Annotated in this window: 23 protein-coding genes, 1 tRNA gene and 2 pseudogenes; 15 read left to right on the plus strand and 11 right to left on the minus strand. The window is 69.6% G+C overall.

The features are described 5' to 3' along the window. Positions 1-33: 33 nt before the first annotated feature. The gene (aceE, locus tag BLU79_RS23670) at positions 34-2,781 is read right to left on the minus strand and encodes a pyruvate dehydrogenase (acetyl-transferring), homodimeric type (RefSeq protein WP_093907878.1); all 2,748 of its coding nucleotides are present in this window, start codon (positions 2,779-2,781) and stop codon (positions 34-36) included. Positions 2,782-3,144: 363 nt separating this feature from the next. Here aceE and BLU79_RS23675 point away from each other — a divergent pair, with 363 nt between their 5' ends. The 6 genes from BLU79_RS23675 to BLU79_RS23700 all read left to right on the plus strand — a co-directional run bounded on the left by BLU79_RS23675 (position 3,145) and on the right by BLU79_RS23700 (position 7,710). Next, the gene (locus tag BLU79_RS23675) at positions 3,145-3,582 is read left to right on the plus strand and encodes a DUF3052 domain-containing protein (protein WP_177001149.1); all 438 of its coding nucleotides are present in this window, start codon (positions 3,145-3,147) and stop codon (positions 3,580-3,582) included. A gap of 118 nt (positions 3,583-3,700) precedes the next feature. Beyond that, complete coding sequence (locus BLU79_RS23680) at positions 3,701-4,159, plus strand: peroxiredoxin (RefSeq protein ID WP_093907880.1); 459 nt, start codon at positions 3,701-3,703, stop codon at positions 4,157-4,159. 140 nt (positions 4,160-4,299) lie between these two features. Next, positions 4,300-4,875, plus strand: a complete 576-nt coding sequence (locus BLU79_RS23685; RefSeq protein ID WP_093907881.1) for a TerD family protein — start codon at positions 4,300-4,302, stop codon at positions 4,873-4,875. A gap of 123 nt (positions 4,876-4,998) precedes the next feature. Further along, a complete protein-coding gene (locus BLU79_RS23690) occupies positions 4,999-5,574 on the plus strand; it encodes a TerD family protein (protein ID WP_093907882.1) in 576 nt (191 codons plus the stop codon). Positions 5,575-5,699: 125 nt separating this feature from the next. Next, entirely contained in the window at positions 5,700-6,848 is a 1,149-nt protein-coding gene (locus tag BLU79_RS23695; RefSeq protein ID WP_093907883.1) for a DUF475 domain-containing protein, read from the plus strand. 124 nt (positions 6,849-6,972) lie between these two features. Then, on the plus strand, positions 6,973-7,710 hold the full coding sequence (locus BLU79_RS23700) for a TerD family protein (RefSeq protein WP_093907884.1): 738 nt from the start codon (positions 6,973-6,975) through the stop codon (positions 7,708-7,710). Positions 7,711-7,803: 93 nt separating this feature from the next. On the opposite strand, the gene BLU79_RS23705 is transcribed toward BLU79_RS23700, so the two are convergent. After that, complete coding sequence (locus BLU79_RS23705; protein ID WP_093907885.1) at positions 7,804-8,607, minus strand: TerD family protein; 804 nt, start codon at positions 8,605-8,607, stop codon at positions 7,804-7,806. Between the two features lie 189 nt (positions 8,608-8,796). Here BLU79_RS23705 and BLU79_RS23710 point away from each other — a divergent pair, with 189 nt between their 5' ends. From BLU79_RS23710 to BLU79_RS23720, 3 genes are read left to right on the plus strand one after another with little or no spacing between them, the layout of a single operon-like run. Beyond that, on the plus strand, positions 8,797-9,963 hold the full coding sequence (locus BLU79_RS23710) for an HpcH/HpaI aldolase/citrate lyase family protein (RefSeq protein WP_093907886.1): 1,167 nt from the start codon (positions 8,797-8,799) through the stop codon (positions 9,961-9,963). Between the two features lie 22 nt (positions 9,964-9,985). Beyond that, positions 9,986-12,619, plus strand: a complete 2,634-nt coding sequence (locus BLU79_RS23715; RefSeq protein WP_093907887.1) for a phosphoribosyltransferase — start codon at positions 9,986-9,988, stop codon at positions 12,617-12,619. Beyond that, complete coding sequence (locus tag BLU79_RS23720) at positions 12,619-13,434, plus strand: HAD family hydrolase (protein WP_093907888.1); 816 nt, start codon at positions 12,619-12,621, stop codon at positions 13,432-13,434. Before BLU79_RS23715 ends, BLU79_RS23720 begins: the two co-directional genes overlap by 1 nt. 87 nt (positions 13,435-13,521) lie before the next feature. Here BLU79_RS23720 and BLU79_RS23725 read toward each other — a convergent pair whose 3' ends face one another. The 3 genes from BLU79_RS23725 to BLU79_RS23735 form a co-directional block, all read right to left on the minus strand. Beyond that, entirely contained in the window at positions 13,522-13,743 is a 222-nt protein-coding gene (locus tag BLU79_RS23725) for an FmdB family zinc ribbon protein (protein ID WP_093908126.1), read from the minus strand. A 16-nt stretch (positions 13,744-13,759) separates the two neighbouring features. Continuing rightward, positions 13,760-15,265, minus strand: a complete 1,506-nt coding sequence (locus tag BLU79_RS23730; protein WP_093907889.1) for a hypothetical protein — start codon at positions 15,263-15,265, stop codon at positions 13,760-13,762. Positions 15,266-15,339: 74 nt separating this feature from the next. Beyond that, positions 15,340-16,113 carry a DUF4097 family beta strand repeat-containing protein gene (locus BLU79_RS23735; protein WP_093907890.1) on the minus strand — a complete coding sequence of 258 codons (774 nt, stop codon included), beginning with the start codon at positions 16,111-16,113 and terminating at the stop codon, positions 15,340-15,342. Between the two features lie 216 nt (positions 16,114-16,329). Between BLU79_RS23735 and BLU79_RS23740 the strand changes: the two genes are divergently transcribed. Beyond that, positions 16,330-16,404: transfer RNA gene (locus tag BLU79_RS23740), tRNA-Val, on the plus strand. A 43-nt stretch (positions 16,405-16,447) separates the two neighbouring features. Here the strand turns inward: BLU79_RS23740 and BLU79_RS23745 are convergent. Both BLU79_RS23745 and BLU79_RS23750 read right to left on the minus strand, forming a co-directional pair. Next, positions 16,448-16,792 (minus strand): hypothetical protein, encoded by a 345-nt coding sequence (locus BLU79_RS23745; RefSeq protein ID WP_093907891.1) that lies wholly within the window; start codon positions 16,790-16,792, stop codon positions 16,448-16,450. A gap of 252 nt (positions 16,793-17,044) precedes the next feature. Continuing rightward, the gene (locus tag BLU79_RS23750) at positions 17,045-17,341 is read right to left on the minus strand and encodes a zinc-ribbon domain-containing protein (RefSeq protein ID WP_093907892.1); all 297 of its coding nucleotides are present in this window, start codon (positions 17,339-17,341) and stop codon (positions 17,045-17,047) included. 527 nt (positions 17,342-17,868) lie between these two features. Between BLU79_RS23750 and BLU79_RS23755 the strand changes: the two genes are divergently transcribed. Next, the gene (locus BLU79_RS23755) at positions 17,869-18,594 is read left to right on the plus strand and encodes a class I SAM-dependent methyltransferase (RefSeq protein WP_093907893.1); all 726 of its coding nucleotides are present in this window, start codon (positions 17,869-17,871) and stop codon (positions 18,592-18,594) included. Positions 18,595-18,643: 49 nt separating this feature from the next. On the opposite strand, the pseudogene BLU79_RS23760 reads toward BLU79_RS23755, so the two are convergent. Beyond that, positions 18,644-19,492 (minus strand): annotated as a pseudogene (locus tag BLU79_RS23760) (MFS transporter); the annotation flags it as partial. Here BLU79_RS23760 and BLU79_RS49200 point away from each other — a divergent pair. The 3 genes and pseudogenes from BLU79_RS49200 to BLU79_RS23775 all read left to right on the plus strand — a co-directional run. Beyond that, positions 19,481-19,621 (plus strand): annotated as a pseudogene (locus BLU79_RS49200) (TetR/AcrR family transcriptional regulator); the annotation flags it as partial. The pseudogenes BLU79_RS23760 and BLU79_RS49200 sit on opposite strands and share 12 nt — an antisense overlap. Positions 19,622-19,760: 139 nt before the next feature. Beyond that, a complete protein-coding gene (locus tag BLU79_RS23770) occupies positions 19,761-20,957 on the plus strand; it encodes a serine hydrolase domain-containing protein (RefSeq protein ID WP_177001150.1) in 1,197 nt (398 codons plus the stop codon). A gap of 73 nt (positions 20,958-21,030) precedes the next feature. Beyond that, the gene (locus BLU79_RS23775; RefSeq protein WP_093907895.1) at positions 21,031-21,414 is read left to right on the plus strand and encodes a VOC family protein; all 384 of its coding nucleotides are present in this window, start codon (positions 21,031-21,033) and stop codon (positions 21,412-21,414) included. A gap of 124 nt (positions 21,415-21,538) precedes the next feature. Here the strand turns inward: BLU79_RS23775 and BLU79_RS23780 are convergent, their stop codons facing one another. Next, positions 21,539-22,462 (minus strand): ketopantoate reductase family protein, encoded by a 924-nt coding sequence (locus BLU79_RS23780; protein ID WP_093908128.1) that lies wholly within the window; start codon positions 22,460-22,462, stop codon positions 21,539-21,541. 134 nt (positions 22,463-22,596) lie between these two features. Here BLU79_RS23780 and BLU79_RS23785 point away from each other — a divergent pair, with 134 nt between their 5' ends. Beyond that, positions 22,597-22,830 (plus strand): DUF2277 domain-containing protein, encoded by a 234-nt coding sequence (locus BLU79_RS23785; RefSeq protein ID WP_093907896.1) that lies wholly within the window; start codon positions 22,597-22,599, stop codon positions 22,828-22,830. Positions 22,831-23,623: 793 nt separating this feature from the next. Here the strand turns inward: BLU79_RS23785 and BLU79_RS23790 are convergent. Together BLU79_RS23790 and BLU79_RS23795 are read right to left on the minus strand one after the other, a co-directional pair. After that, on the minus strand, positions 23,624-24,244 hold the full coding sequence (locus BLU79_RS23790) for a DedA family protein (protein WP_093907897.1): 621 nt from the start codon (positions 24,242-24,244) through the stop codon (positions 23,624-23,626). Between the two features lie 337 nt (positions 24,245-24,581). Then, on the minus strand, positions 24,582-25,019 hold the full coding sequence (locus BLU79_RS23795) for a DoxX family protein (RefSeq protein WP_093907898.1): 438 nt from the start codon (positions 25,017-25,019) through the stop codon (positions 24,582-24,584). Between the last annotated feature and the right edge of the window lie 77 nt (positions 25,020-25,096).

Raw genomic sequence — 25,096 nt, forward strand, 5'->3', positions numbered from 1 at the left:
ACCACCCCATCGAGCCGTTGACGCCGGCCGAACCTACGCGTCGCCGCCCGCGGCGCCCGGGTCCGCCGCCGAAACGTCCAGCAGCTGGTAGCGGTCGATCGCCTGCTTCAGCGCCGACCGGTCCACCTTCCCCTCCTTCGCCAGCTCCGTCAGCACCGCCACCACGATCGACTGCGCGTCGATGTGGAAGAAGCGGCGAGCCGCCCCGCGGGTGTCGGCGAAGCCGAAACCGTCCGCGCCCAGCGACTGGTACGTCCCCGGCACCCAGCGGGCGATCTGGTCCGGCACCGACCGCATCCAGTCGGAGACGGCCACGAACGGCCCCTCGGCGCCGCTCAGTTTGCGCGTCACCCACGGCACGCGCTGCTCCTCCTCGGGATGCAGCAGGTTGTGCCGCTCGCACTCGACGGCCTCGCGCCGCAGCTCGTTCCAGGAGGTCGCCGACCAGACGCCGGCCTTGACGTTCCACTCCTCGGCGAGGATCCTCTGCGCCTCGACCGCCCAGGGGACCGCCACACCGGACGCGATGATCTGCGCCGGGATGGACCCCGCCGTGCCCTCACCGAGGCGGTGGACGCCCTTGAGGATGCCCTCGACGTCGACGTCCTCCGGCTCGGCCGGGTGCTGGATGGGCTCGTTGTAGACGGTGAGGTAGTAGAAGACGTCCTCGCCGTGCGGGTGTTCGGCCGAACCGCCGTACATCCGGCGCAGACCGTCCTGCACGATGTGCGCGATCTCGTACGAGTACGCCGGGTCGTAGGCGACACAGCCCGGGTTCGTCGAGGCGAGCAGCTGCGAGTGGCCGTCCGCGTGCTGGAGGCCCTCACCGGTCAGCGTCGTCCGGCCGGCGGTCGCGCCCAGCACGAAACCGCGCGCCAGCTGGTCCGCCATCTGCCAGAACTGGTCGCCGGTGCGCTGGAACCCGAACATCGAGTAGAAGACGTAGACGGGGATCAGCGGCTCGCCGTGGGTGGCGTACGCCGAACCCGCCGCGATCAGCGAGGCCGTACAGCCCGCCTCAGAGATGCCGTCGTGCAGCATCTGGCCCTGCGGCGACTCCTTGTAGGCGAGCAGCAGATCGCGGTCGACCGCCTCGTACTGCTGGCCGAGCGGGTTGTAGATCTTCGCGCTCGGGAAGAACGAGTCCATGCCGAACGTGCGGTACTCGTCCGGCGCGATCAGGACGAACCGCCTGCCGATCTCCTTGTCCCGCATGAGGTCCTTGAGGAGGCGGACAAAGGCCATGGTCGTCGCGATCGACTGGTGGCCCGAGCCCTTCTTCACGGACGCATACGTCTTGTCGTCCGGCAGCGCCAGCGGCTTGGAGCGCACGACACGCGTCGGGACGTAACCGCCGAGCCCCTTGCGGCGGTCGTGCATGTACTGGAGCTCCTCGGACTTCCGCCCGGGGTGGTAGTACGGCGGGAGCCCGCTGTCCAGGTCCTTGTCGGCGATCGGCAGGTGCAGCCGGTCGCGGAAGCGCTTGAGGTCGTCGACCGTCAGCTTCTTCATCTGGTGCGTGGCGTTGCGGCCCTCGAAGTTGGGGCCGAGCGTCCAGCCCTTGATCGTCTTGGCGAGGATCACCGTCGGCTGGCCCTTGTGGGCGCGGGCGGCCGAGTAGGCGGCGTAGATCTTGCGGTGGTCGTGACCGCCGCGGCCCAGGTGCAGGATCTGGTCGTCGGTCATGCCCTCGACCATGGCGCGCAGCCGCTGGTCGTCGCCGAAGAAGTGGTCGCGGATGTAGGCGCCGGTCTCGGTGGCGTACGTCTGGAACTGGCCGTCCGGCGTGGTGTTCATCCGGTTGACCAGGATGCCGTCGCGGTCCTGCGCGAGCAGCGGGTCCCAGGTGCGGTCCCAGATCAGCTTGATGACGTTCCAGCCGGCGCCCCGGAAGATCGACTCCAGCTCCTGGATGACCTTGCCGTTGCCGCGCACCGGGCCGTCCAGGCGCTGAAGGTTGCAGTTCACGACGAAGGTGAGGTTGTCCAGGCCCTCGCGCGCGGCGATGGACAGCTGCCCGAGCGACTCCGGCTCGTCCATCTCGCCGTCGCCCAGGAACGCCCACACATGCGACTTGGAGGTGTCCGCGATACCGCGCGCCTCCATGTAGCGGTTCATCCGCGCCTGGTAGATCGCGCCGATCGGGCCGAGGCCCATCGACACGGTCGGGAACTCCCAGAAGTCCGGCATCAGCCGCGGGTGCGGGTAGCTGGACAGCCCGTACGGCGCCTTCGACTTCTCCTGCCGGAAGGCGTCGAGGTTCTCCTCGTTCAGCCGGTCCAGCAGGTACGCGCGCGCGTAGATGCCCGGGGAGGCGTGGCCCTGGAAGAAGACCTGGTCGCCGCCGTCGCCCTCGTCCTTGCCGCGGAAGAAGTGGTTGAAGCCCACGTCGTAGAGTGAGGCGGAGGAGGCGAACGTGGCGATGTGGCCGCCGACGCCGATACCCGGGCGCTGCGCCCTCGACACCATGACCGCGGCGTTCCACCGGGTCGCGTTGAGGATCTTGCGCTCGATCTCCTCGTTGCCCGGGAAGAAGGGCTCGCTCTTGGTGGGGATCGTGTTGACGTAGTCCGTGCTGCGCATCTCGGGCACGGCCACACGCTTCTCGCGGGCCCGCTCGATCAGCCGAAGCATCAGGTAGCGGGCCCGCTCCCGGCCGCGCTCGTCCACGGCGGCGTCGAGGGAGTCGAGCCACTCCTGGGTTTCCTCGGGATCGAAGTCAGGAACCTGACTCGGAAGGCCGCCAATGATGATCGGGTTGCGATCGGATCCGGAAGCCACGCTGTTCCTTACCTGTCAGAGGGCTGTGTTTCTGGGGATTCTCAGTGCCTGCACCGCTCCCCATCGTGTACCTAGGGGGGCCAAACGTCATCTCTACTGTGGGGTAACAGGGGGCTTTGCAAACGGCTGACTGCCCACGCATGGTTCCCAAACGCACAAAGGGGGCAGATTGGTGTGGTGTGCGTCACCTTGAGACGATGATGGTGTGCCTGAAGTTGCGGTGACACGTTCCGGAACGTCACCGTTTCGGCGGTCTGAACGGCCGGGTACTTGCGCGATCCGTCCCGCCCGTGTGGACTACGGCCAATGCTTCGCGCACGCGCGTGGCTGAGTTATTCCCAAGACATGATCAGGAGGCAACCCGTGAGCGCGACCGCGGACCACGCGGAGGAGCGGACGAGCCCTGCCGTCAGGCTGGGGTTCCAGCCCGAGCAGGTGGTCCAGGAGATCGGCTACGACGACGACGTAGACCAGGAACTCCGCCAGTCCATCGAGGAAGTCGTCGGCAGCGAGCTCGTGGACGAGGACTACGACGACGTTGCCGATGCCGTGGTGCTGTGGTTCCGCGACGAGGACGGCGACCTGACGGATGCGCTGGTGGACGCCACCACGTACATCGAAGAGGGTGGCTCGATCCTGCTTCTCACGCCGAAGACCGGCCGTGACGGCTACGTGGAGCCCAGCGACATCTCGGAAGCCGCGACCACGGCGGGTCTGTCGGCGTCCAAGAGTGTCAGCGTCGGCAAGGACTGGAGCGGCAGCCGGCTGGTGACGCCCAAGGCAGCCAAGTCCAAGAAGTAACCGGTGACGGTGCCGGGCCGGGCCGACAAGCCCGGCCCGGCCTCCTGCACGGGCCGCGGTGGTCGCTGCATAGGGTGGGTTGCACCCGAACAGCCCCCACCGAAGGGACATCCACGCGATGGCGATCCAGGTCGGCGACAAGGCCCCCGACTTCGAGCTCAAGGACAACCACGGTGCGACCGTGAAGCTCTCCGACTTCCGTGGTTCCAAGAACGTCGTCCTGCTCTTCTACCCCTTCGCCTTCACCGGTGTGTGCACGGGCGAGCTGTGCGAGGTGCGCGACAACCTGCCGCAGTTCGCCGACCGCGACACGCAGGTGCTGGCCGTCTCCAACGACTCCATCCACACCCTGCGCGTCTTCGCCGAGCAGGAGGGCCTGGAGTACCCGCTGCTCAGCGACTTCTGGCCGCACGGCGAGGTCAGCCGCGCCTACGGCGTCTTCGCCGAGGACAAGGGCTGCGCGGTGCGCGGCACCTTCGTCATCGACAAGGAGGGCGTCGTGCGGTGGACGGTCGAGAACGCGCTCCCGGACGCCCGTGACCTCAGTGAGTACGTCAAGGCACTCGACGCCCTCTGATCCCGGCCTGATCCCGACACCCTGTGATTCTTCGGTATCAAGGCCTGCGACCTACGGGAACCCGTCACTAGGATCGAGTCGTTGATCCCATATCAAACGCACGGCGGGGCTCCCCGCCCCTGGAAACCAATGGAGGACTCGTGGGAGTCAGCCTCAGCAAGGGCGGCAACGTATCACTGAGCAAGGAGGCGCCCGGTCTCACCGCGGTCATCGTCGGTCTGGGGTGGGACATCCGCACCACGACCGGCACCGACTTCGACCTGGACGCCAGCGCGCTGCTGCTGAACCCGGAGGGCAAGGTCGGCAGCGACGCGAACTTCGTCTTCTTCAACAACCTCAAGAGCGCCGACGGCTCGGTCGAGCACACCGGCGACAACCTCACCGGTGAGGGCGAGGGTGACGACGAGCAGATCAAGATCAACCTCGCGGGCGTCCCGACCGACGTCGAGAAGATCGTCTTCCCGGTCTCGATCTACGACGCCGAGAACCGCCAGCAGTCCTTCGGCCAGGTGCGCAACGCGTTCATCCGCGTCGTGAACCAGGCCGGCGGCGCCGAGATCGCGCGCTACGACCTCAGCGAGGACGCGTCCACCGAGACCGCGATGGTCTTCGGCGAGCTGTACCGGCACGGCGCGGAGTGGAAGTTCCGCGCCATCGGCCAGGGCTACGCCTCGGGCCTGCGCGGCATCGCCCAGGACTTCGGTGTGAACGTCTGAGGTCCCTCGACCCAGGCGTGAAGGTCCAGGACACCACTGGCTGAGTCCGGCGCCGTACCGTTTGGGTGCGGCGCCGGATGCGCAGGACAACAAAAGAAGCACCACCAGGGGAGGACCAGCATCATGGGCGTCACGCTCGCCAAAGGGGGCAATGTCTCCCTGTCCAAGGCCGCGCCGAACCTCACTCAGGTGATGATCGGGCTCGGCTGGGACGCACGCTCCACCACCGGAGCCGACTTCGACCTCGACGCCAGCGCCCTGATGTGCAACAGCGGACGGGTCCTGGGCGATGAGTGGTTCGTCTTCTACAACCAGCTCAAGAGCCCGGACGGCTCGGTGGAGCACACCGGGGACAACCTCACCGGCGAGGGCGACGGCGACGACGAGTCGCTCCTGATCGACCTCTCCAAGGTGCCGGCGCACTGCGACAAGATCGTCTTCCCGGTCTCCATCCACATGGCCGACGAGCGCGGCCAGACCTTCGGCCAGGTCTCCAACGCGTTCATCCGCGTGGTGAACCAGGCCGACGGCCAGGAACTCGCCCGCTACGACCTGAGCGAGGACGCCTCCACCGAGACCGCCATGATCTTCGGCGAGGTCTACCGCTACCAGGGAGAATGGAAGTTCCGAGCGGTGGGACAGGGATACGCGTCGGGCCTCCGGGGCATCGCACTGGACTTCGGGGTCAACGTCTCATAACGCGATATGAGCAAAAGCCGGGGCCCGGTGGGGTGCGAAGGGGAGCCGACTAGACTTCGGCTTCAAAAGTTCGTAAAGCCGAGTGCGGCGCGGGGGAGCCCCGTACACACAGGATTGGGTAGCCAGTGGTTCTGAAAACCTTCGGTTGGTCGTTCGCGGTCACCGCGCTCGGCCTGGTTGCAGCGGTCCTCTTCGGGGGGTGGACCGCCCTCGGTATCGTGGCGATCCTCTCTGTCCTCGAGATCTCGCTGTCCTTCGACAACGCGGTGGTCAACGCCGGAATCCTGAAGAAGATGAATGCCTTCTGGCAGAAGATCTTCCTCACCATCGGCATCCTGATCGCCGTGTTCGGTATGCGACTGGTCTTCCCCGTCGTGATCGTCGCGATCAGCGCCGGCCTCGGGCCGATCGAGGCGGTCAACCTCGCGCTCAACGACAAGGACCAGTACCAGCAGCTCGTCACCGACGCCCACCCGGCGATCGCCGCGTTCGGCGGTATGTTCCTGCTGATGATCTTCCTGGACTTCATCTTCGAGGACCGGGACATCAAGTGGCTGGGCTGGCTGGAGCGCCCGCTGGCCAAGCTCGGCAAGATCGACATGCTGTCGGTCTGCATCGCGCTGATCGTTCTGCTGATCTCGGCGCTGACCTTCGCGACCAACGCCCACCAGCACGGCGGCGCGCACGTCGACAAGGCGGAGACGGTTCTGCTCTCCGGTATCGGCGGCCTGATCACGTACATGATCGTGGGTGGTCTCTCCGGCTACTTCGAGGACAAGCTCGAAGAGGAGGAGGAACGCGAGCACGAGGCGGAGGAAGAGGCCGTGCGGGCCGGTAAGCCCCGCTCGGCGGTCGCCCTGGCCGGCAAGGCCGCGTTCTTCATGTTCCTCTACCTCGAGGTCCTGGACGCGTCCTTCTCCTTCGACGGCGTGATCGGCGCCTTCGCCATCACCAACGACATCGTCCTGATGGCGCTGGGTCTCGGTATCGGTGCGATGTACGTCCGGTCGCTCACCGTGTACCTGGTGCGTCAGGGCACCCTCGACGAGTACGTCTACCTGGAGCACGGCGCCCACTACGCGATCGGTGCGCTCGCCATGATCCTGCTGGTCACCATCCAGTACGAGATCCCCGAGCTCATCACCGGCTCGATCGGTGTGATCCTGATCGGCTGGTCCTTCTGGTCCTCGGTCCGCCGCAACCGCGCGCTCGCGGCCGCGGCGGGAAAAGCGGAGACCTCGGACGAGAAGACTGAGGTCTCGTCCGGGGTATGACACACCTGCGGGTGAGGAACGCTCTGTGCGGGGCGGCCGGTGCTCCGGCCGCCCCGCCGGTTTTTCCAGGTGACCGCGGTTCTTTCGTGGTGAACGCGGTTCTTTCGTGGGACGTGGGGGCGGAATGGGCTTCTTGGACGGACTCTGGCGGGGCCGGGCGGCCGAGTTCGACTCGGGCAGCGCGTCGTCGAACTCGATCGAGCTGACGAAGCGGCACGACCGGGTCTCGCTCACCAAGCAGGGTGCGGCGACCGGCCATCTCCGGGTCAACCTGGCCTGGCGTATGCGGACGTCGGACATCGGGGGCTCGCAGCGGGAGAGTCTGCTGCGCCACCCCTTCAAGGCGCTCAGGCCGCCGGAGGTGCTCGGGCACAGCCAGAGCATGGTCAACGTGGACCTCGACCTCGGGTGCCTGTACGAGCTGGCCGACGGGACGAAGGGGGTCGTCCAGCCGCTCGGCGGGTTCCTCGGGGACGTCAACGCGCCGCCGTATGTGAAGCTCAGCGGGGACGACCGGTTCGGGTCGGCGTCAGGGGAGACGATGTACGTCAACCTTGATCATCGGGAGGCCATCAAGCGGCTGCTGGTCTTTGTGTACATCTATGACCAGACGCCGGCGTTCGACCGTACGCATGCGATCGTCACGCTGTATCCGAGCAATGGGCCCCGGATCGAGATAGGTCTCGATGAGCGACATCCGCAGGCTCGGTCCTGTGCGGTGGTGATGATCGAGAACGTGAAGGGGGAGCTCTGGGTGCGGCGTGAGGTGAAGTTCGTCTACGGGTTCCAGGCCGAGTTGGATCGGTTGTTCGGGTGGGGGTTGCAGTGGGGCCGCGGATACAAGACCAAGGCGGAGAAGTAGTCGCCCAGGAGCTCGGGCCGTGTGTAGTTGCGCGGCTGCGGGTCGTCTGTGGCTGGTCGCGCAGTTCCCCGCGCTCCTTGAGGGGCGCTGCCGTCACCGTCCGATGAATTGTGGCCCTTGGGGAGGCAGGCGGAATCCCTCGTGGTGGGGGACCGTCACCGGGGGCGGGTAGCCGTAGCCCGACTGGGCCGTGGCCGGCTGGCTGGTCGGCTGGGGGTAGCCGTAGGCCGGCTGGGTCGGCGGGGGCTGCTGGGGGTAGCCGTAGGCCGCCTGGGGCGGGACCGTGGTCGTCGGCTGCTCGGGGGGCAGCGGCTGGGAGACCTCGGGTGCCGGGGCGAGGCCGTCCAGGGTGTCCGACTCGTCCACCGAGATGCCGAAGTCCACGGCCAGGCCCCTGAGGCCGTCCGAGTAGCCCTCGCCCAGGGCGCGGAACTTCCAGCCCTCGCCGCGGCGGTACAGCTCGCCGCAGATCAGGGCGGTCTCCTGGCCCGTCTCCGGCTTGATGTCGAAGTACGCCAGCGGATCGGCGTCGGCGACCGTCGCGTCGTACAGCAGGATGCGCAGATCCCGTACGCGGTCGAAGGCGACGCCGTCCGCCGAAGCGACCAGCAGAATCTGGCCGACGCCGGACTCGACACCGGTGAGATCTGTCTGGATGGTGTCGGTGAGGCCCTCGGCGAGCCGCTTCTTGCCGAGTCGCCAGACCTTCCCGGAGGGGTGTCGGGGCTGGTTGTAGAAGACGAAGTCCTCGTCGGAGCGCACACGACCTTCGGGGCCGAGGAGTAGAGCCGAGGCGTCGACATCCGGGACCCCCTGCCCGGGCGTCCAGCGCAGCACGGCGCGTACCGTCGTGGCTTCGAGCGGGACGTTCGACCCCTTCAACATCGCGTGCGTCATGCCGACAATCCTGCCCTCTCCGTCCTGCTCACGACAACGCGGGGGTACGACCGGCCGTGCGCGGGCGTGTTTGTCCGCGTTACCAGAAATTCATGCCCGTCGGGAACCCCTGACATGGGTATCTACGTACTATTACCGGCCACCTATGAACGGATCACAGGGGCCACTGAGCCAGCACGGGGGAGTTCTATGCGTCATTTCGGGCACATCGCCCCAGAGGTGCGACAGCGCCTCTTCCACCAGGAGCCGTGCGAGTTCTCCGCCGACTCCCCGGCCCGGCTGCTCGCCGCGGCCCTGGGCGCCACGCTCTATAGTCCGGCCACCCGGCCGCGGCTCGCCGACGACATCGTCAAGCAGGCGAATAACGGCGTGGTTTCGATGGTGCTGTGCCTGGAGGACTCCATCGGTGATGAGGACGTGGCGGCGGGCGAGGAGAACCTCGTCCGGCAGTTCACGGATCTCGCGGGGCGAGCGGACACGGCACTGCCGCTGCTCTTCGTCCGGGTGCGCACGCCCGAGCAGATCCCCGACCTCGTCCGGCGTCTGGGCCCGGCCGTGCGGCTGCTGTCCGGGTTCGTGTTCCCCAAGTTCACCGAGGAACGCGGCATCCCCTTCCTCGAGGCCCTGGCCGCCGCCGAGGCCGCCGGCGGACAGAGGCTGTTCGGCATGCCCGTGCTGGAGACGCCCGAGCTCATGTACCGGGAGTCCCGCGTGGACGCCCTGGAGGGCATCGCCCGCGCCATCGACAAGTACCGGGACCGGGTGCTCGCGCTGCGACTCGGTGTCACCGACTTCTGCTCCGCGTACGGATTGCGGCGCGCGCCCGACATGACCGCCTACGACGTCCAGATCGTCGCCTCCGTGATCGCCGACGTGGTGAACATGCTGGGGCGGGCCGACGGCACCGGGTACACGGTGACCGGACCGGTGTGGGAGTACTTCCGCGTCCCCGAGCGCATGTTCAAGCCGATGCTGCGGACCAGCCCGTTCCTGGAGGGACAGGCCGTGGAGCTGCGCGAGAAACTGATTGAGCACGCGATGGACGGATTGCTGCGGGAGATCTCCCTCGACCACGCCAACGGCCTGCTGGGCAAGACCTGCATCCACCCCTCCCATGTGCCGGCGGTGCACGCGCTGTCCGTCGTCAGTCACGAGGAGTACAGCGACGCCGTCGACATCCTGCGGCCGGAGCGCGGCGGCGGGGGCGTGCTGAGATCGGCGTACACCAACAAGATGAACGAGGTGAAGCCGCACCGAGCCTGGGCCGAGCGCACCATGTTGCGCGCGGAGGTCTTCGGAGTCGCGCGCGAGGACGTCAGCTTCGTGGATCTGCTGGCCGCCGGAATCCCCGGCTGAACCACCTCTATCCAAGGGACGCATGAACAACGCAGTGAACAACGGGGTCTGGTCCGGCAGCTGGGTCGCCGAGCGGCTCGGAGTCCAGCTCGTGGGCGACGACGAGCTCACGGAGATGCTGGGGCTCGCCCTGCGCCGTAACCCCAAGCGGGCGCATCTGCTGGTCTCCAACGTGCTCGGCAAGCACGTACCGCAGTCACCGTCCGTGGTGTACGGCGCCGGCCTCGCCCTCGGCCGCCGGGTGCGGGATCTTCTCGGCGCGGAGGAGGCGGGCGCCGCGGTCGTCCTCGGCTACGCGGAGACGGCGACCGGGCTCGGCCACTCCGTCGCCGACGGCATCGGCCTCGCCCCGTACCTGCACTCCACCCGGCGCCCGGTCGCCGGTGTCGCCCGCGCGGGCGGCTTCGAGGAGTCCCACTCGCACGCCACGTCCCACCTGCTGCTGCCGGAGGACCCGGCGCTGCTGGTCGGGGACGGGCCGCTGGTGCTGGTCGACGACGAGTTCTCCACGGGGAACACGGTGCTCAACACCGTGCGCGATCTTCATGAGCGGTATCCGCGGCGGCGGTACGTCGTGGTGGCGCTGGTGGACATGCGGTCGGCGGCCGACGCCGGGCGGCTGGAGGAGTTCGCGCGGGAGATCGGTGCGCGGGTGGATCTGGTGGCGGCGGCTTCGGGGACCGTACGGCTGCCCGAGGGGGTGTTGGAGAAGGGGCAGGCGTTGGTGGCGCGGTACGAGGAGGAGAGTGCCGCGGAAGGCGGTTCGTCGTCTGCGGGTTCGTCGTGGCCGGTCGCGCAGTTCCCCGCGCCCCTTGAGGGCGAGGCAGATGCCGCGAGTCTTGAAGGCGACGGTCGGACCACCCCCCTAGGGGCGCGGGGCTGTGTTCAATCTGCGGCTACTGCCGCGTGGGCGCGACCAGCCCCCACCGACTCGCAGTCGGCAGACGAGCGCACCCACCCCCACATCACCCGCGTAGACCTGCGCTGGCCCCAGGGCCTCCCTGACGGAGGTCGCCACGGCTTCACCCCGCAGCACCGCACCCGCCTCGAACGCGCCCTCCCCGCCATGACCGCCCGCCTGGCAGAGGCCCTCCCCGCCGACGCGCACCGGGTGCTCACACTCGGCTTCGAGGAGCTGATGTACACCCCGCTCAGGCTCGCCCGCGAGCTGGAGCAGGTCGCCGACGTCGAGGTCCGCTACTCGACCACCACCCGCTCACCCGTCCTCGCGGTCGACGACCCCGGCTACGCGATACGCACCCGCCTCGTCTTCCCGGCCCACGACGACCCGTCCGACGGCCCCGGCGAGCGCTACGCCTACAACGTCGCGGGCGCCGGATTCGACGCCGTCATAGCCGTCGTCGACTCGGTCGCCGACACCCCCGAACTGCACGCCCCCGACGGCCTGTTGGCCCAGCTGGCGGCCCACGCCCCGGTCCTGCTGGCGGTCGTACCGTCGTACGTCCCCGGCCCCCTGGCCATCCCCGAAAGGCACTCCATGCTGCCCGAGCCCCTCCGCGGCCCCGCCTTCTCCTCGTATGCCCCAGAAGAGGTCGGCTGGCTGCTCCAGGACCTCTCGGACGTGACCCTGGAGGCGCCGACCGAGGAACGCGAGGAGGCCATCCAGAGCGGCGGCGCGCACTACGCGGAGTCGCTGCCGGTGGAGTACCAGCCGAGCGAGCAGTACCAGGCGCTGTTCCACACCGCGCTGGAGGAGTCGGCGGCACGGCTGGCGCAGGCGGTCGGCGCGGTCACGGAGATCGTGCTCGCCGAGCGCTCGCCGCGCCCCGTCCTCGTCTCCCTCGCCCGCGCCGGCACCCCCGTCGGCGTCCTCATGCGCCGCTGGGCCCAGTTCCGCCACGGCCTCGAACTCCCGCACTACGCCGTGTCCATCGTGCGCGGCCGCGGCATCGACGCCAACGCGCTGCGCTGGCTGGCCGAGCACCACGACCCGCGGGACATCGTCTTCGTCGACGGCTGGACCGGCAAGGGCGCCATCAGCCGCGAACTGACCGCTGCGATACGGGAGTTCGAGGCGTCCGACGGCATCACCGGCTTCGACCCGGAGATCGCCGTACTGGCCGACCCGGGCTCGTGCGTGCGGACGTACGGCACCCGCGACGACTACCTCATCCCTTCCGCGTGCCTCAACTCCACGGTCTCCGGCCTGATCTCACGCACCGTCCTGCGCGCCGACCTGGTCGGCCCGAACGACTACCACGGCGCGAAGTTCTACCGCGAGCTCGCCGGCGTCGACGTCTCCGTGGCCTTCCTCGACGCCGTGGCGGCCCGCTTCCCGGAGGTCCTCGACGCGGTCGACGCGACCGCCAAGGAACTGCTGTCCGGCGACCGCGAGCCGACCTGGGAGGGCTGGGCCGCCGTCGAGCGCATCAGCGAGGAGTACGGCATCCACGACGTCAACCTCGTCAAGCCGGGCGTCGGCGAGACCACGCGCGTGCTGCTGCGCCGGGTGCCGTGGAAGATCCTGGCGCGGGCCGGGGCCGGCGCCGACCTTGACCATGTCCGACTGCTGGCCGAACAGAGAGGGGTACCGGTGGAAGACGTGGCGGAACTGCCGTACACCTGCGTGGGGTTGATCCACCCCAAATACACGCGGGGCGCGACGGGCGCCGACGGCAAGGCGGTGAACGTCTGATGCCGGTGCTGGTGGCGAGCGACCTCGACCGTACGCTGATCTACTCCGCCGCGGCCCTCGCGCTGACCATGCCGGACGCGCGGGCGCCCAGGCTGCTGTGCGTGGAGGTGCACGAGAGCAAGCCGCTGTCGTATCTGACCGAGACGGCGGCCCAGCTGCTGACCGACCTCGGCGACGCGGCGGTCTTCGTGCCGACGACGACCCGGACCCGTAAGCAGTACCAGCGCATCAACCTGCCGGGCCCCGAGCCCAAGTACGCGATCTGCGCCAACGGCGGCCATCTGCTGGTCGACGGCGTCTCCGACCCCGACTGGAACGCACACGTCCAGGCCCGGCTGGCCGAACAGTGCGCGCCGCTGGAGGAGGTCCGGGACCACCTGATGGCCTCCGCCGACCCGCTGTGGGTGCGCAAGCACCGGATCGCCGAGGACCTCTTCGCCTACCTCGTCGTCGAGCGCGAGCTGCTGCCCGAGGAGTGGGTGAAGGAGCTCGCGGTGTGGGCGGAGAACCGCGGCTGGACGGTGTCGCTCCAGGGCCGCAAGATCTACGCCGTCCCGAAGCCGCTCACCAAGAGCGCCGCCATGCACGAGGTCGCCCGGCGCACGGGCGCGGACCTGACGCTGGCTGCCGGGGACTCCCTGCTCGACGCCGACCTGCTGCTGGCCGCCGACAAGGGCTGGCGGCCGGGGCACGGTGAGCTGGCGGACGCCGAGTGGACGGCTCCGGCGATCAGCGCGTTGCCGGAGCGGGGAGTGCTGGCCGGAGAGCGGATCCTCAGGGAGTTCTTGAAGGCAACGCGCACGACAACGCCGTAAGGGGCGCGGGGCTGTATCAATATGCGGCTTCGCCGCGTGGGCGCGACCAGCCACGAAGCACCCGCAGCCGACAACGCACCGGCCTACCTAGCCGCAGCAGCCCCCACCACAACACCCACCGCCCCCGCCGCCGGCAGGCCTCGGCGCCGCGGGGGCGCTGGCCGTACCGCCCACGGCAACCGTCGACAGAAGCTTCACCGTGTCCTCATGCCCCGCAGGGCACGAGGCGGGATCGGACGACTCCGCCATCGGACGGCTCAGTTCGAACGTGTCGCCGCAGCTGCGGCAGCGGTACTCGTAGCGAGGCATGAGCACAGGTTAGCCGTCAGTGGGCGGAGCCCCCACGCTCCTCGCGGATCTGCGCGACGACCCGGGCCACCGTCTGCCGTACCGCCTCCATCTCGGTCAGGAAGTGCCAGTAGTCCGGGTGGCGGCCCTCCAGCGTGCCGATCGCCCGCTCCAGCCGGGCGACCGAGTCGTCCAGCGGGCGTGCGTGCCGGGGATCGGGCGTGTTCCGGCCCGCCATGGCGAGGCGCTGGGCGTCCCGTATCGCGAAACGGGTCCGGTCGATCTCCTGCTGCGGGTCCTTCTGCACGGCGTTCAGCCGACGCAGCCGGTCCCCGGCGGCGGACACCGACTCGTCGGTGCTGTTCAGCAGCGCACGGACCGTCGACAGCAGCGCGGTGGCGTCGGGCCAGCGCTGGTCGTCGCGCGCGGCCTGGGCCTCCTTCAGCTTCAGCTCCGCCTGCCGTACGTTCTCCCCGGCACCGTCCGGTACGTTCTGCAGGTCCTGCCAGCAGGCCGCCGCGAACCGCCGCCGCAGCTCGCTCAGCACCGGCTCGACCTGCCCGGCACGGGTGGTGAGCGCCTGTGCGCGCGTCCGTAGCGAGACCAGCCGGTGGTCGATCTCGGCCGCCCGCTCCGGCAGCCGCTCGGCCTCCACCCGGACCGCCTCGGCCTCCCGCGCGACCCGCTCGGCACGCTCCAGCGTCTGCGGGACGCCATGCTGTCCGGCGCCCTGGTTCAGCTTGGTCAGCTCCGGGGCGAGGGCGGCGAGCCGGGCCGCTAGGTCGTCCGCCTTCAGCCCCGATGCCCGTACGGCATCGAGGGCGTTCGAAGCGGCGAGCAGGCCCTGGCGGGCGCGCTCGACGGCCGGGGCGAGGCGGGCCAGCTGGGTCTCGGCCTTGCCGAGCAGCGGCCCGAGCCCGTCCGCGAACCGGTCCAGCTCACGCTTGACGTTGTCCAGCTGGTCCTTGGCGCCGGTCAGCTCGGTACGCGCGCGTGCGGCGACCGAGGCCTCCAGGTCGTCACGGTCGAGGTCGTGGGCGTCGACAGCCTGGATGTACTGGTGACTGACCTCGTCGATACGCCGCCCGAGCGCCTCGAAGTCGGTGAGCGCACGGCGGGCGGCGGGGGTGTCGTCGACGGCCGCGATCGTCTCGATCGAGATCCGCAGGTCCCGCTGGGCGGTGTCCAGCTCGTAGAAGGCGGCCGCCGCGGCGTCCTTCGCGGCCTGCGCCTCGGCCCGCTGACTCTCGGACCGCCCACCGAACCACCGCCGGGTACCGCCACCGGCGAAGGCGGCGGGGAGGGTGAGGGCGGCGACGAGCGGGAGGGCGACGACCAGGATGAGGGTGTCCCGGAGGACGTGACGGGAGCCGGGAGGAGACTGACGGACGGCCTGAGGCGCAGGCTCGCCTGCGGCCGGACGCGCGGGCTGACGTACGGACCGGCGATCGGGCTGCTGGACCTCCCGCGCGGGACGGCGCCGGCGCTGGCCTTGCGCGCGCGGCACTGACGGCGAGTACGGCTGCGGAGGTGTCGCCGTCACATCCCTCTCCCGTGCTGTCATTCACCCTGCCCGGTGTCATTCTCCCACCGGTTTAGGACGAACACACGGGCCGGTTAGTTCGCGGTTCGCACCGTGACTTTTCCGTCGTCGGTGCGGGCGGAGACCACATGGGGGCTCGTCTTGTCGCGGGGCACGGACACATCCACCGAACCGTCCCCGGTCTCGGTCGTCACGGCGTACCTGGCGTGCGGCAGCTCGATCGTCAGGGAGCCGTCGCCACTGCGGGTCTCCACCAGGTCCGGCACGGCGCCGAGTTCGAGCCGCACCGAACCGTCAGCGGTCTTCGCCCTCACCTCCCGCGAGGAGACATCGGAGACCCGCACGGAACCATCACCCGTCTCCAGATCCAGCGGACCGCTGGAGTCGGTGACATGCACGGACCCGTCCCCCGTGTGAATGCTCAGCGCATCCCGGAACCCACGCGCCCGCACGCTCCCGTCCCCGTCCTCGACCTTCACGGTGACCCCGCGCGGCACCTCGATGCGGTGCTTGGTCGAGCAGTCGGCGATCACGCCCGAGCACTTCTCCCGCAGCACCAGCCGGTCGTCCTCCATCGCCCACGTCACTTTGGGATCCGAACCGACCGCGACCGACCCCTGGAACCACCGGGTGACCTCGATCGCGCCCGCCTTGTTCCCCTCGGCGGCGACGATCTCCAGCGCCGAGTCGTCGGAGTCGACGGTCAGAGTCCGCCCCTCCAGCGCGAAGGACCGCTGCTCAGGATCCGTGTCCTCCGAGGCAGAGGCCCCACAGCCGGCCACCCCGGCAACGAGCACCCCGATGACTCCGGCAACGGCGACAGCGCGGCCGGGAAGGGTACGGGCCATGATGATCTCCCCCCTGGGACTTTCCTGGGACCGACCCCTGCGGCCCAGGACTTCGATGGTCCTTCGACCGTACGGACCCCGGGCCCGCCGCGGGATCCGGGCCACTCCCGGATCCGAGGTGGGGATAACCCCAGGAGTTCCCGGACTTCCCGGACCGTCCCCGATACGGGTTTGCGGGACATGGCCCCTGGCAAGGTAGGCTGTCGACTCATTCTCGGGTGCGTAGCTCAGGGGTAGAGCGCCTGCCTTACAAGCAGGATGTCGGCGGTTCGAAACCGTCCGCGCCCACCACAGCAGAGGACCCCGCCGTTCGCGGTCGGGGTCCTCTGCGTTTTCAGTCCCCTTCCGGCATCGGTGCCTCGTGGGCGTGCTTCAGCTTCGTGCGGGCGTCGACGCGGTCCGCGCCGGCCATCTCCGCCCAGAAGCGGTGGCCGCTGACGAAGACCGCGAGTTCGTGTTCGCGTCGGCGGAGCTTCTCCACCTCGGCCTGTTCGTCCTCCGTCCAGCCGGGGGAGGCGGGGCGCTCGACCTTGCGCCAGCCGTTGTCGTCGCTGAATCCGTCCAGGGGCGCGACCGACCAGGGCAGCCGCCTCAGCAGGGCCGACAGCTCGGCCCGGACCTGATGCAGCTCCTCCTGGCCGGCGAGGAGGTCACTCGGGAAGTCATAGGGCGTAGCCACGCCGCAATGCTACGCCTGTTCGAATTTGAGTTGCGAGCGCCTTTGGGTGGTTCATGCGAACGGGTGTGTGGGTTGTCCTGTGTCAACGAACCTTGCTCATGTGCCATCGAACGTTGACGGACGCGGGTTCGTGCCATCGAAGTTCGATCACGCCTGGCCAGGGGCTAAGGGGCGGCCCGGAAGCGATCCCCTGGCAGGCACCGCCCCCTTCGGAGCCGCCGTAGGGGGCTGGCGGAAAGCGTCGGTGACCGATCAGGCTCCATGGTGCTGGTACGGCTGCCGTGCCTGCCCGTACGCCTCACAGCCGGGAGTGCCTGCGGCTTGTGCCTGCGACTGCTCGGCCCACTCCTTCGGCACCTCCTGCTCCACGCCGCAGAACGTGCACTGAATCGCAAATTTCGTCGAGATGGGGAACAGCGGCACGAAGAACAGCGTGAACTTGGTGACGTACTTCCTGACCGTATGCGCGGCAGGGTTGCCGCAGTGACGGCACGTCAGCATGAGTATCGCGAGCTGGTACAGGTATGTCGTGGTGCCGAAGATGATCATAAGTGGAGTCCTTGAAAGTGGGGTGGAGGAGGCTGGGGTGAGGCGGCGGGTGTCCGCTCTCTGTGCCGTGTGGTGATTCCATTACGCCCTGGTTGGGGGTCTGGGTCATGGCCCGGAATCTCGTGGCTTGACAAAGCAGTGACGAAGACCGGCGCAGGCCGTTCGGGGCCGGGTGACCGGAGCGGTTGCGGTGTGGGGCAGCCACAGTCCTCGGCGGGTGGCGCCGGATGCCGGTCACACCACTGTCTGCGTCAACGAACCTTGATCATGGGCCGTCGAATTTTGACGGACGCGAGTTCGCCATCGAAGTTTGATCACGCCTGGTGAGGGGCTGGGCAAGGAGGACGCGACGCCGGAGGGCGGCCTCCCGGGTTGACGGGCCGGCCGCCGGGCCCGACGTCCGTGCGGGCGCCTGATCCCCTGTGACCAGGGGGTATGCCGATTAATCTTCGATGGCACGCGACCAAGGTTCGGTGGCACAGGACAGTGGGTGTTGGGTGTTGTCCCGTGCCCATAAGTTCGGCTGCATGACTGACGACTGCTTCGGGCATCCACGACTCGCCGCGCTCTACGATCCGCTCGACCCCGACCGCAGTGATCTCGATGCCTACCTCCGGATGGCGGAGGAGTTCGGGGCGCATCGAGTTCTGGACATCGGCTGCGGCACAGGGGTGTTCGCACTTCTCCTGGCCGACCGCGGGGTCGACGTCGTCGGCATCGATCCCGCCCGGGCCTCCCTCGACGTCGCCCGGGCCAAGCCGGGTGGTGAGCGAGTGCGCTGGATCTGCGGTGACGCGACAGCGATCCCGCCCCTGAAGGTCGACTTGGCGACGATGACAGCGAATGCCGCCCAGGCCATTGTTGATCCGGACACCTGGCAGAAGACGCTGAGGGGAGCCTACGAGGCACTACGGCCCGGCGGGCATCTGGTCTTCGAGACCCGTGATCCGGCCGGGCGCGCCTGGGAGGAGTGGACCCGCGAGAACTCCTACCGTGTGACGGAGATCCCGGGCGTCGGCTCCGTCGAGAGCTGGGTCCAGCTGATCGAGGTGAGCCGGCCCCTGGTGACCTTCCGCTGGACTTACGTCTTCGCGGCGGACGGACAGGTGCTGACGTCGGATTCGACGCTGCGCTTCCGGGAGCGTGAAGAGGTCGAGGCGGACCTGGTCGCCCATGGCTACATCGTGCAAGACGTGCGCGATGCGCCTGACCGGCCAGGCAGAGAGTTCGTCTTCCTCGCGCGACGCCCCTGATCCCCGGTGATCCACCCCGCTCATCGGCTACGAGTCGTGGCTCGACTGCTCACCGGGCCTTACTCCCGCATTCCACGGCGGCCGGAAGCGCCCGTCCCAGGCGGGCGAGCGGGGACAGGGCCATCAGTACCGGGGACAGCAACATGCCGGCGGCCGTCACCAGGAAGCTGGTGCGCAACCCCCACTCCTCCGCGAGGAAGCCGCCGAGGAGTGAGCCGAGTGGGGTCAGTCCCATGCCGACAAAGGTGATCGTCGCGGCCGCGCGCGCCTGCATCCCGTCCGGAGTGACCGCCTGCCGGACGGCCATGACCGTGACATTGACCAACTGGCCGCCGATGCCGAACACGAAGTTGACCGCAAGGAGCACGGGAATCGTCAGCGCCGGGGAGCCGTGCAGCGCGGCCACGCACAAGTACGCGCCGTCGCCGAGTGCCGCCGCGGACACGAGTACGGCGCCGTAGCCGAACCGGCCCGGCAGGCGGGCGGCCAGCATCGAGCCCAGGAGTGCGCCCGGGCCCGTCGCCGCGAGCGACAGTCCGACGGCGGTGGCCGACACGTGCAGTTCCCGCGGCAGGAAGAGCAGGTAGACGGTCATCGTGGCCGCGAAGAAGAACTGGAAGGCGGCCGAGGCGAGGCACACGGTCCGCAGCGAGGTGTCGCCGGCGACGAAACGGAGGCCCTCATGGATCCGCCGCCATATGCGCGGGGGACGTTCCGAGCGCTCCGGGATTGGTTCGGTTCGGCGGATCCGGCGGATGGACAGGAACGACAGCGCGAAGAACAGTGCGCTGGAGGCGGCGGCGATCGGCGCCGACAGCAGTGACACCAACGCACCGCCGAGGGCGGGACCGCCGATCTGCGCCGCGGACCGGCTGCCCTCGAGCGCGCTGTTGCCCCGGCCATGTCCATGGCCTGGTCACCCGTCAGCAACGTCTACGCGGCGACCGCACAGGAGCCCGCCGAACTCCACGAGCAGCGTCGCACCTTGCTCCGCGAGAGCGTTCGCCGAGCCGTGGCAGCCCACTGAGGCCGATGTCGGCCGACTCTTGGAATGGCGGTGCTGGAGTGGTGGCTGCCTGCGCCGGGGATGTTGGGGGGATATCCCCCCTTCCGATCCTGGGGTGCGTCGGATCGTGGCCGGCCGGGGGCGAATCTAGCGTTCAGGCATGACCTCGACTCTGCGAAGGCGCCTCGCGTTGGCACTTGGTGTCGCTACGCTGCTCGCCGCCGACGTGGCCACAGCCGCCGCCGCCACTGCCGTCGGCCGGTCCGCCGGCCCCTCCTCCGTGGAGCAGTTGCGCCAGGACACCGAGGCGATCCACGCCCTCGGTGTCAGCGGTGTGCAGGCCCGCGTGATCGCGCCTGACGGTCGGCAGTCGGTCGCCACCAGCGGTACCGCCGACCTGAACACGGGCCGCCCGGTCCGTTCCGACGGCTCCTTTCGCATGGCCAGCACGTCGAAGACGTTGGTCGCCACCGTGGTCCTCCAACTGGAGGCCGAGGGGAGGCTGTCCCTGGACGACACGGTCGACCACTGGTTGCCGGGAGTGGTGCGGGGGAACGGCAACGACGGCAGCCGGATCACGATCCGCCAACTGCTCCAGCACACCAGCGGCATCCACGACGACCTGCCCGGGTACACCACGCCGGAGGAGTACTACCAGCAGCGCTACGACGTCCACGAACCCGAGCAGTTGGTTGCCCGCGCCATGGCCCACGCGCCGGACTTCCCGCCCGGCGAGGGCTGGGCTTACTCCAACACCGGCTACGTCGTACTCGGCATGATCATCCAGAAGTCCACCGGTCAGCCCGCCCACCGGGAGATCGAAGACCGCATCCTGCGCCCGCTCGGCCTCGACCGGACCCGGTGGACGGGCACCTCGCCCACCCTGCCCCGGCCGCACGCCCGGGCCTACCAGTTCTTCGGCCCCGGTTCCCGGGTGGACGTCACCGACCAGATACCGGTGGACTACGAGAACCTTGCGTGGGTCACGACCACGCGGGACGAGAACCGCTTCTTCCGTGCGCTGCTCGCGGGCCGCCTGCTGCCGGCGCGGCAACTGGCCGAGATGAAGCAGACCGTCCCCGTGAGCGCGGAGCTCCAACAGATGTGGCCCGGCGGTCGATACGGGCTCGGCCTGGTCGAACGCCCCCTGAGATGCGGCGGAACCTACTGGAGCCACGAGGGCGGGGACGGCGGCTACATCACCCTCAACGGCGTCACCGACGACGGCCGCCGCAGCGCCGTGGTCTCCATGTCCGAGGCGCGAGGCGACACCCCGGAGCACATCCTGGCTCAGGAGAACGCGGCCAGTGCCCTGATCGACCACGCGCTGTGCGGCGCGGACCCCGGCACTTCGTGAGCGGAGGCGTCGTCGGCGGCATGGTCTGGCGCATGTTGGCGGATCGGGCGGTGCCTCAGGCAAGCTCTCGTGCATGGTCTCGGTATTGCAGAATGTGGCGATCGACTGTGCGGATGCCTACAAGCTGGCTCGGTTCTGGAGTGAGGTGCTCGGTTGTCCGCTGCACCATGAGGACAAGCCAGGTGATCCGGAGACCGAGGTGATGTTGCCGGAGGGCCCGCTGCTGCACTTCAACCAGGTGCCGGAACCGAAGACGACCAAGAACAGGCTTCATCTGTGCCTGCGTCCGAAGACGACGCGTGAGGCGGAGGTCGAGCGGCTGCTGAACCTCGGAGCCACCCTCGTCGACGATCGCCGGGAACCCGATGGGGCCGGCTGGGCTGTCCTCGCGGACCCCGAGGGCAATGAGTTCTGTGTCCTCCGCAGTGCGGCCGAGCGCGCGGCGATGTCGTCCTGAGGGGCGCACGCGCAACGGCCGGATGCTCTGCGGTAGTTCGTCGCGGCCGTGCGTTGACGGCCGCGACGAGGATGGCCGCGACGAGGATGGTCGCTTCGTATCCGCCGCGAGCTGGTGGCCAGTGCTAGTGGGCGGTCTCCCCCAACTCGCGTACCAGGCGGGCCGTTACCGGCGCGGGCACCCCGTGTCGGTCCGCCGCGCGTAGCAACGCGCCGCCGATGGCGTCCAGTTCGAGGGGGCGGCCCGCCTCGGCGTCCCGTTGCATCGAGGACTTCGTGCTCGGCGGGAAGGCGTCGTAGCGGGCGAGGGCCTGGGCGGGGTCGGCGGGGCCGCCGGAGGCGTGGCTGATGGCCGCCGTTTCCTCGATCAGGGCGGTCAACTCCTCGCGGTGGCGGGTGCGTACGTCGCCGAGGGGGAGGGCGTGGCGGGTGGTGAGCAGGGCGAACGGGGCCAGGAAGGACATCTTCGCCCAGAGGGCCGCCGTCTCGTCGGGGAGGACCCGGGTGGTGGGGCCGGCCGCGGCCAGGGCCTGGGTGAGGGTGTCCAGGCGGTCGCGGGGGGCCGTGTCGCCGGTGAGGTCGATCTCGGCGAAGGGGCTGGCGTGCTCGATCTCCCCGGGGGCCAGGCGGGTCGACTCCGCGCGGATGACGGCGGGGGCGACGCGGTGGGGGCCGTATCGGGCGCGGAGGGCCTGCGGGTGTTCCACGCCGTTGAGGAAAGGTACGACCATGGCGTCGTCGCCCAGCGCGGTGGGCGGGACGCGGGTCAGGGCCGTGTCGAGGGCGGTGGCCTTGACCGTGACCAGGCAGGCGTCGACCGTTTCGCGGAGCTCGGTGTCGGCCTCGACCTCGGCCGTGAAGTCGCCGAACAGGCCGCTGCGGACGCGGATTCCGCCCGTACGCAGGGTCTTTGCGGTCTCGTCGCCGGCCAGGCAGATGACGCGGTGGCCGGACCTGGACAGCAGCGCGGCGAGCAGGCCCCCGATGCCGCCCGGGCCCAGTACCGCCACGGTGAGTCGGCCGTCCGCCGCCGTACCGTTCGCTGTCATGCCGGTAGTGGTCTCGCTGTTCGTCGTTTCGCCGTTCGCCGTCATGCGATTCCTCTCGTCGGTCGGCCCCTCAGTGGTGGCCGCCTCTGAGGTGATCATGGCAGGCGGACCCCATCCAGGGGGAGACTGGACGCATGTGCCGCAGTATCAAGACGCTTCGTCCGCCCGTGTTGCCCGAAGAGGCGACAGAGGAAGAGATCCGGGCCGCCGCCCTCCAGTACGTGCGCAAGGTCTCCGGCTTCCGGGCCCCGGCCGCACACAACCGCGAGGTCTTCGACCACGCCGTCGACGTGATCGCGCAGGCCACGGCCGATCTGCTCGACGGGCTGGAGGTGCGGGGGGCCGGGGTGGCGCGCAAGGCCGGGTAGCGCAGGGATGTGCGAGCGCTCCGCGGGGAGAGCCGACGGGTGGCCCGTCCCGGAGGGTGGTGCAGGGCTGCTCGTCTCCCCCGAGGATGGCGCGTGGTCCGCCCGCCCCTAGGCGGCTCAGGCTTGCCCGCTCCCCGAGGTGGTGCGTGGTCCGCTCGCCCCTCCCACAGCCGACTCGTGTCCCATCGGCCTCTCAGGTGGCCCGAGGCCCGCCGCCCCCATGGCTGGGGCGCAGCCCACCCCCGGCTGGCTCGCGCCCCGTCAACAGCCGGCCCGCGCCCTACCCCACAGCCGACCTGTGTCCGGTCGGCCTGTCAGGTGGCTCGACGTCCGCTGCCCCCACGGTCGGCGCGCAGCTCGCCCGCCTACAGCCGACCCGTGCCTCACCCACAGCCGACCCGCGCCCCGCCCACTCCGTAGGCGGCCCGACGTCCGCAGTCCCAACGGTCGGCGCGCAGCCCGCCGTAGCGGTCCGTGCCCCCCCCACTCACGCCGGCTCGCGTCCAGCCGGCCTCTCAAATGGCCTGAGGCTCGCCGATCCCACGGCCGGCGTGCAGCCCGCCTGCAGATGGTCCGTGTCTCACCCACAGCCGACCTGCGCCCCGCCGGCCTCTCAGATGGCCCGACATTCCACCGACCCCGCAGCTGGCGCGCAGCCCGCCCACCTACAGCTGACCCGCGCCTCACCCTCAGCCGATGCGCGCCCGCCGACCCCTCAGGTGGCCCGAGGCCCGCCGATCCCACGGATCGCGCGCAGCCCGCTCATCCCCAGCAGACCCGCGCCCACCCACCCCTAAGCCGGAGCCCGCCGCATCAAATACGTCGCCACCGCCCCCGCCCCGAACAGCGCCGCCACCGACACCCCCGTCGCCAGCCACGTCGCGCCCAGCCACTGGGCGCCGAAGTAGCCGAGGGCCACGCTGTAGGTCGCCCAGGTGAGGCCGGCCAGGGCGGACCAGGGGAGGAAGTCTCGGGTGCTGCGGTGGGTGGCGCCGGCGCCCAGGGAGACGACTGAGCGGCCTGCGGGGGCGAAGCGGGCCAGGATCACCAGGGCGCCGCCGCCTCGGGACAGGGCCGTGCCGAGACGTTCCTGCGCTGCTGTCAGGCGGCGGGAGCGGGCGATCGCGCGGTCGAGTCGGGCGCCGCCGCGGCGGGCCAGGCGGTAGGCGACGAGGTCGCCGAGGACGGAGGCCGTCGCGGCGCAGAGCGTGAGGGCCAGGATGTCCGGGACTTCTCCGGGGACCCTTCCGGTCGCGGCTCCCGAGCCCGCGGCAGCCGCCGTCGCCGCCATGATCACCAGAAGGCCGCTGGGCAGGACCGGTACGAACACGTCCAGCAGGACCGACAGTCCCACGACCACATAGATCCATGGGCTCGCCGTAAGCGAACCCACGTCCTCGAATCCATCGAGCACCGCAACTCCCCGTTAACCCCCGTGGCCAGACCGTGCCGCGACGTCGTGGGGGGAGCGGCAGGGGCGGCCTATGACAGCCATACAGCGTACGCCGGGGGTGTGACAGGAGGTTCATCGGGGGCTCGTGTGATCGGCACAGCATGTTCACCCGGCTGCCCCCGAACGGCCAAGGACACCCAAGGACACCCGAGGACAGCCGAGGACAGCCGAGTGCAGCCCATGACCGTCAAAGGGAACGGCGCCCGCCCCGCGTCAGTCTCGCGGGAACGGGCGCCGTCGTATGCCCTCATGCAAAGCCCTCTTGCAGGGCCCGTCGCTCGGCCGGACGCCGCAGCCGTCAGGCCGCCACCGGCGTCTGGTCCGTCGCCGTGCTGCGCTGTGCGCCGGAGCGCTTGGTGAACAGTCGGTCCAGGCCGAGCGCGCCGGAGCCGGTGAAGATCAGCAGGAACATGGCCCAGCAGTACATGGCGGCGCCTTCGCCGCTGTTCTCGATGGGCCACAGCCCCTGGGGCTGGTGGACCTTGAAGTACGCGTAGGCCATGGCGCCGGAGGATATGAACGCCGCGGCACGGGTGCCGAGGCCGAGCAGGACCAGGCTGCCGCCGACGAGTTCGATCACGGCGGCGTACCAGCCGGGCCAGGCGCCGGTCTCCGGGGTCTCGCCGCCGAAGGTGCCGAAGAGCGAGTTGGCGCCGTGGCAGGCGAAGAGCAGGCCGACGACGATACGGAACAGGCCGATGGCATACGGCTGGGCGCTGTTAAGGCGTCCGGTCATGTGGGGGACTCCCTCGGTCTGACTAGTGAACCGTTTCCTGTGAGGACACGGTGTGGGGACGGATACTGATCGGTAGC

Source organism: Streptomyces sp. cf386 (genome assembly GCF_900103585.1).
In the GTDB taxonomy this organism is placed as follows: domain Bacteria; phylum Actinomycetota; class Actinomycetes; order Streptomycetales; family Streptomycetaceae; genus Streptomyces.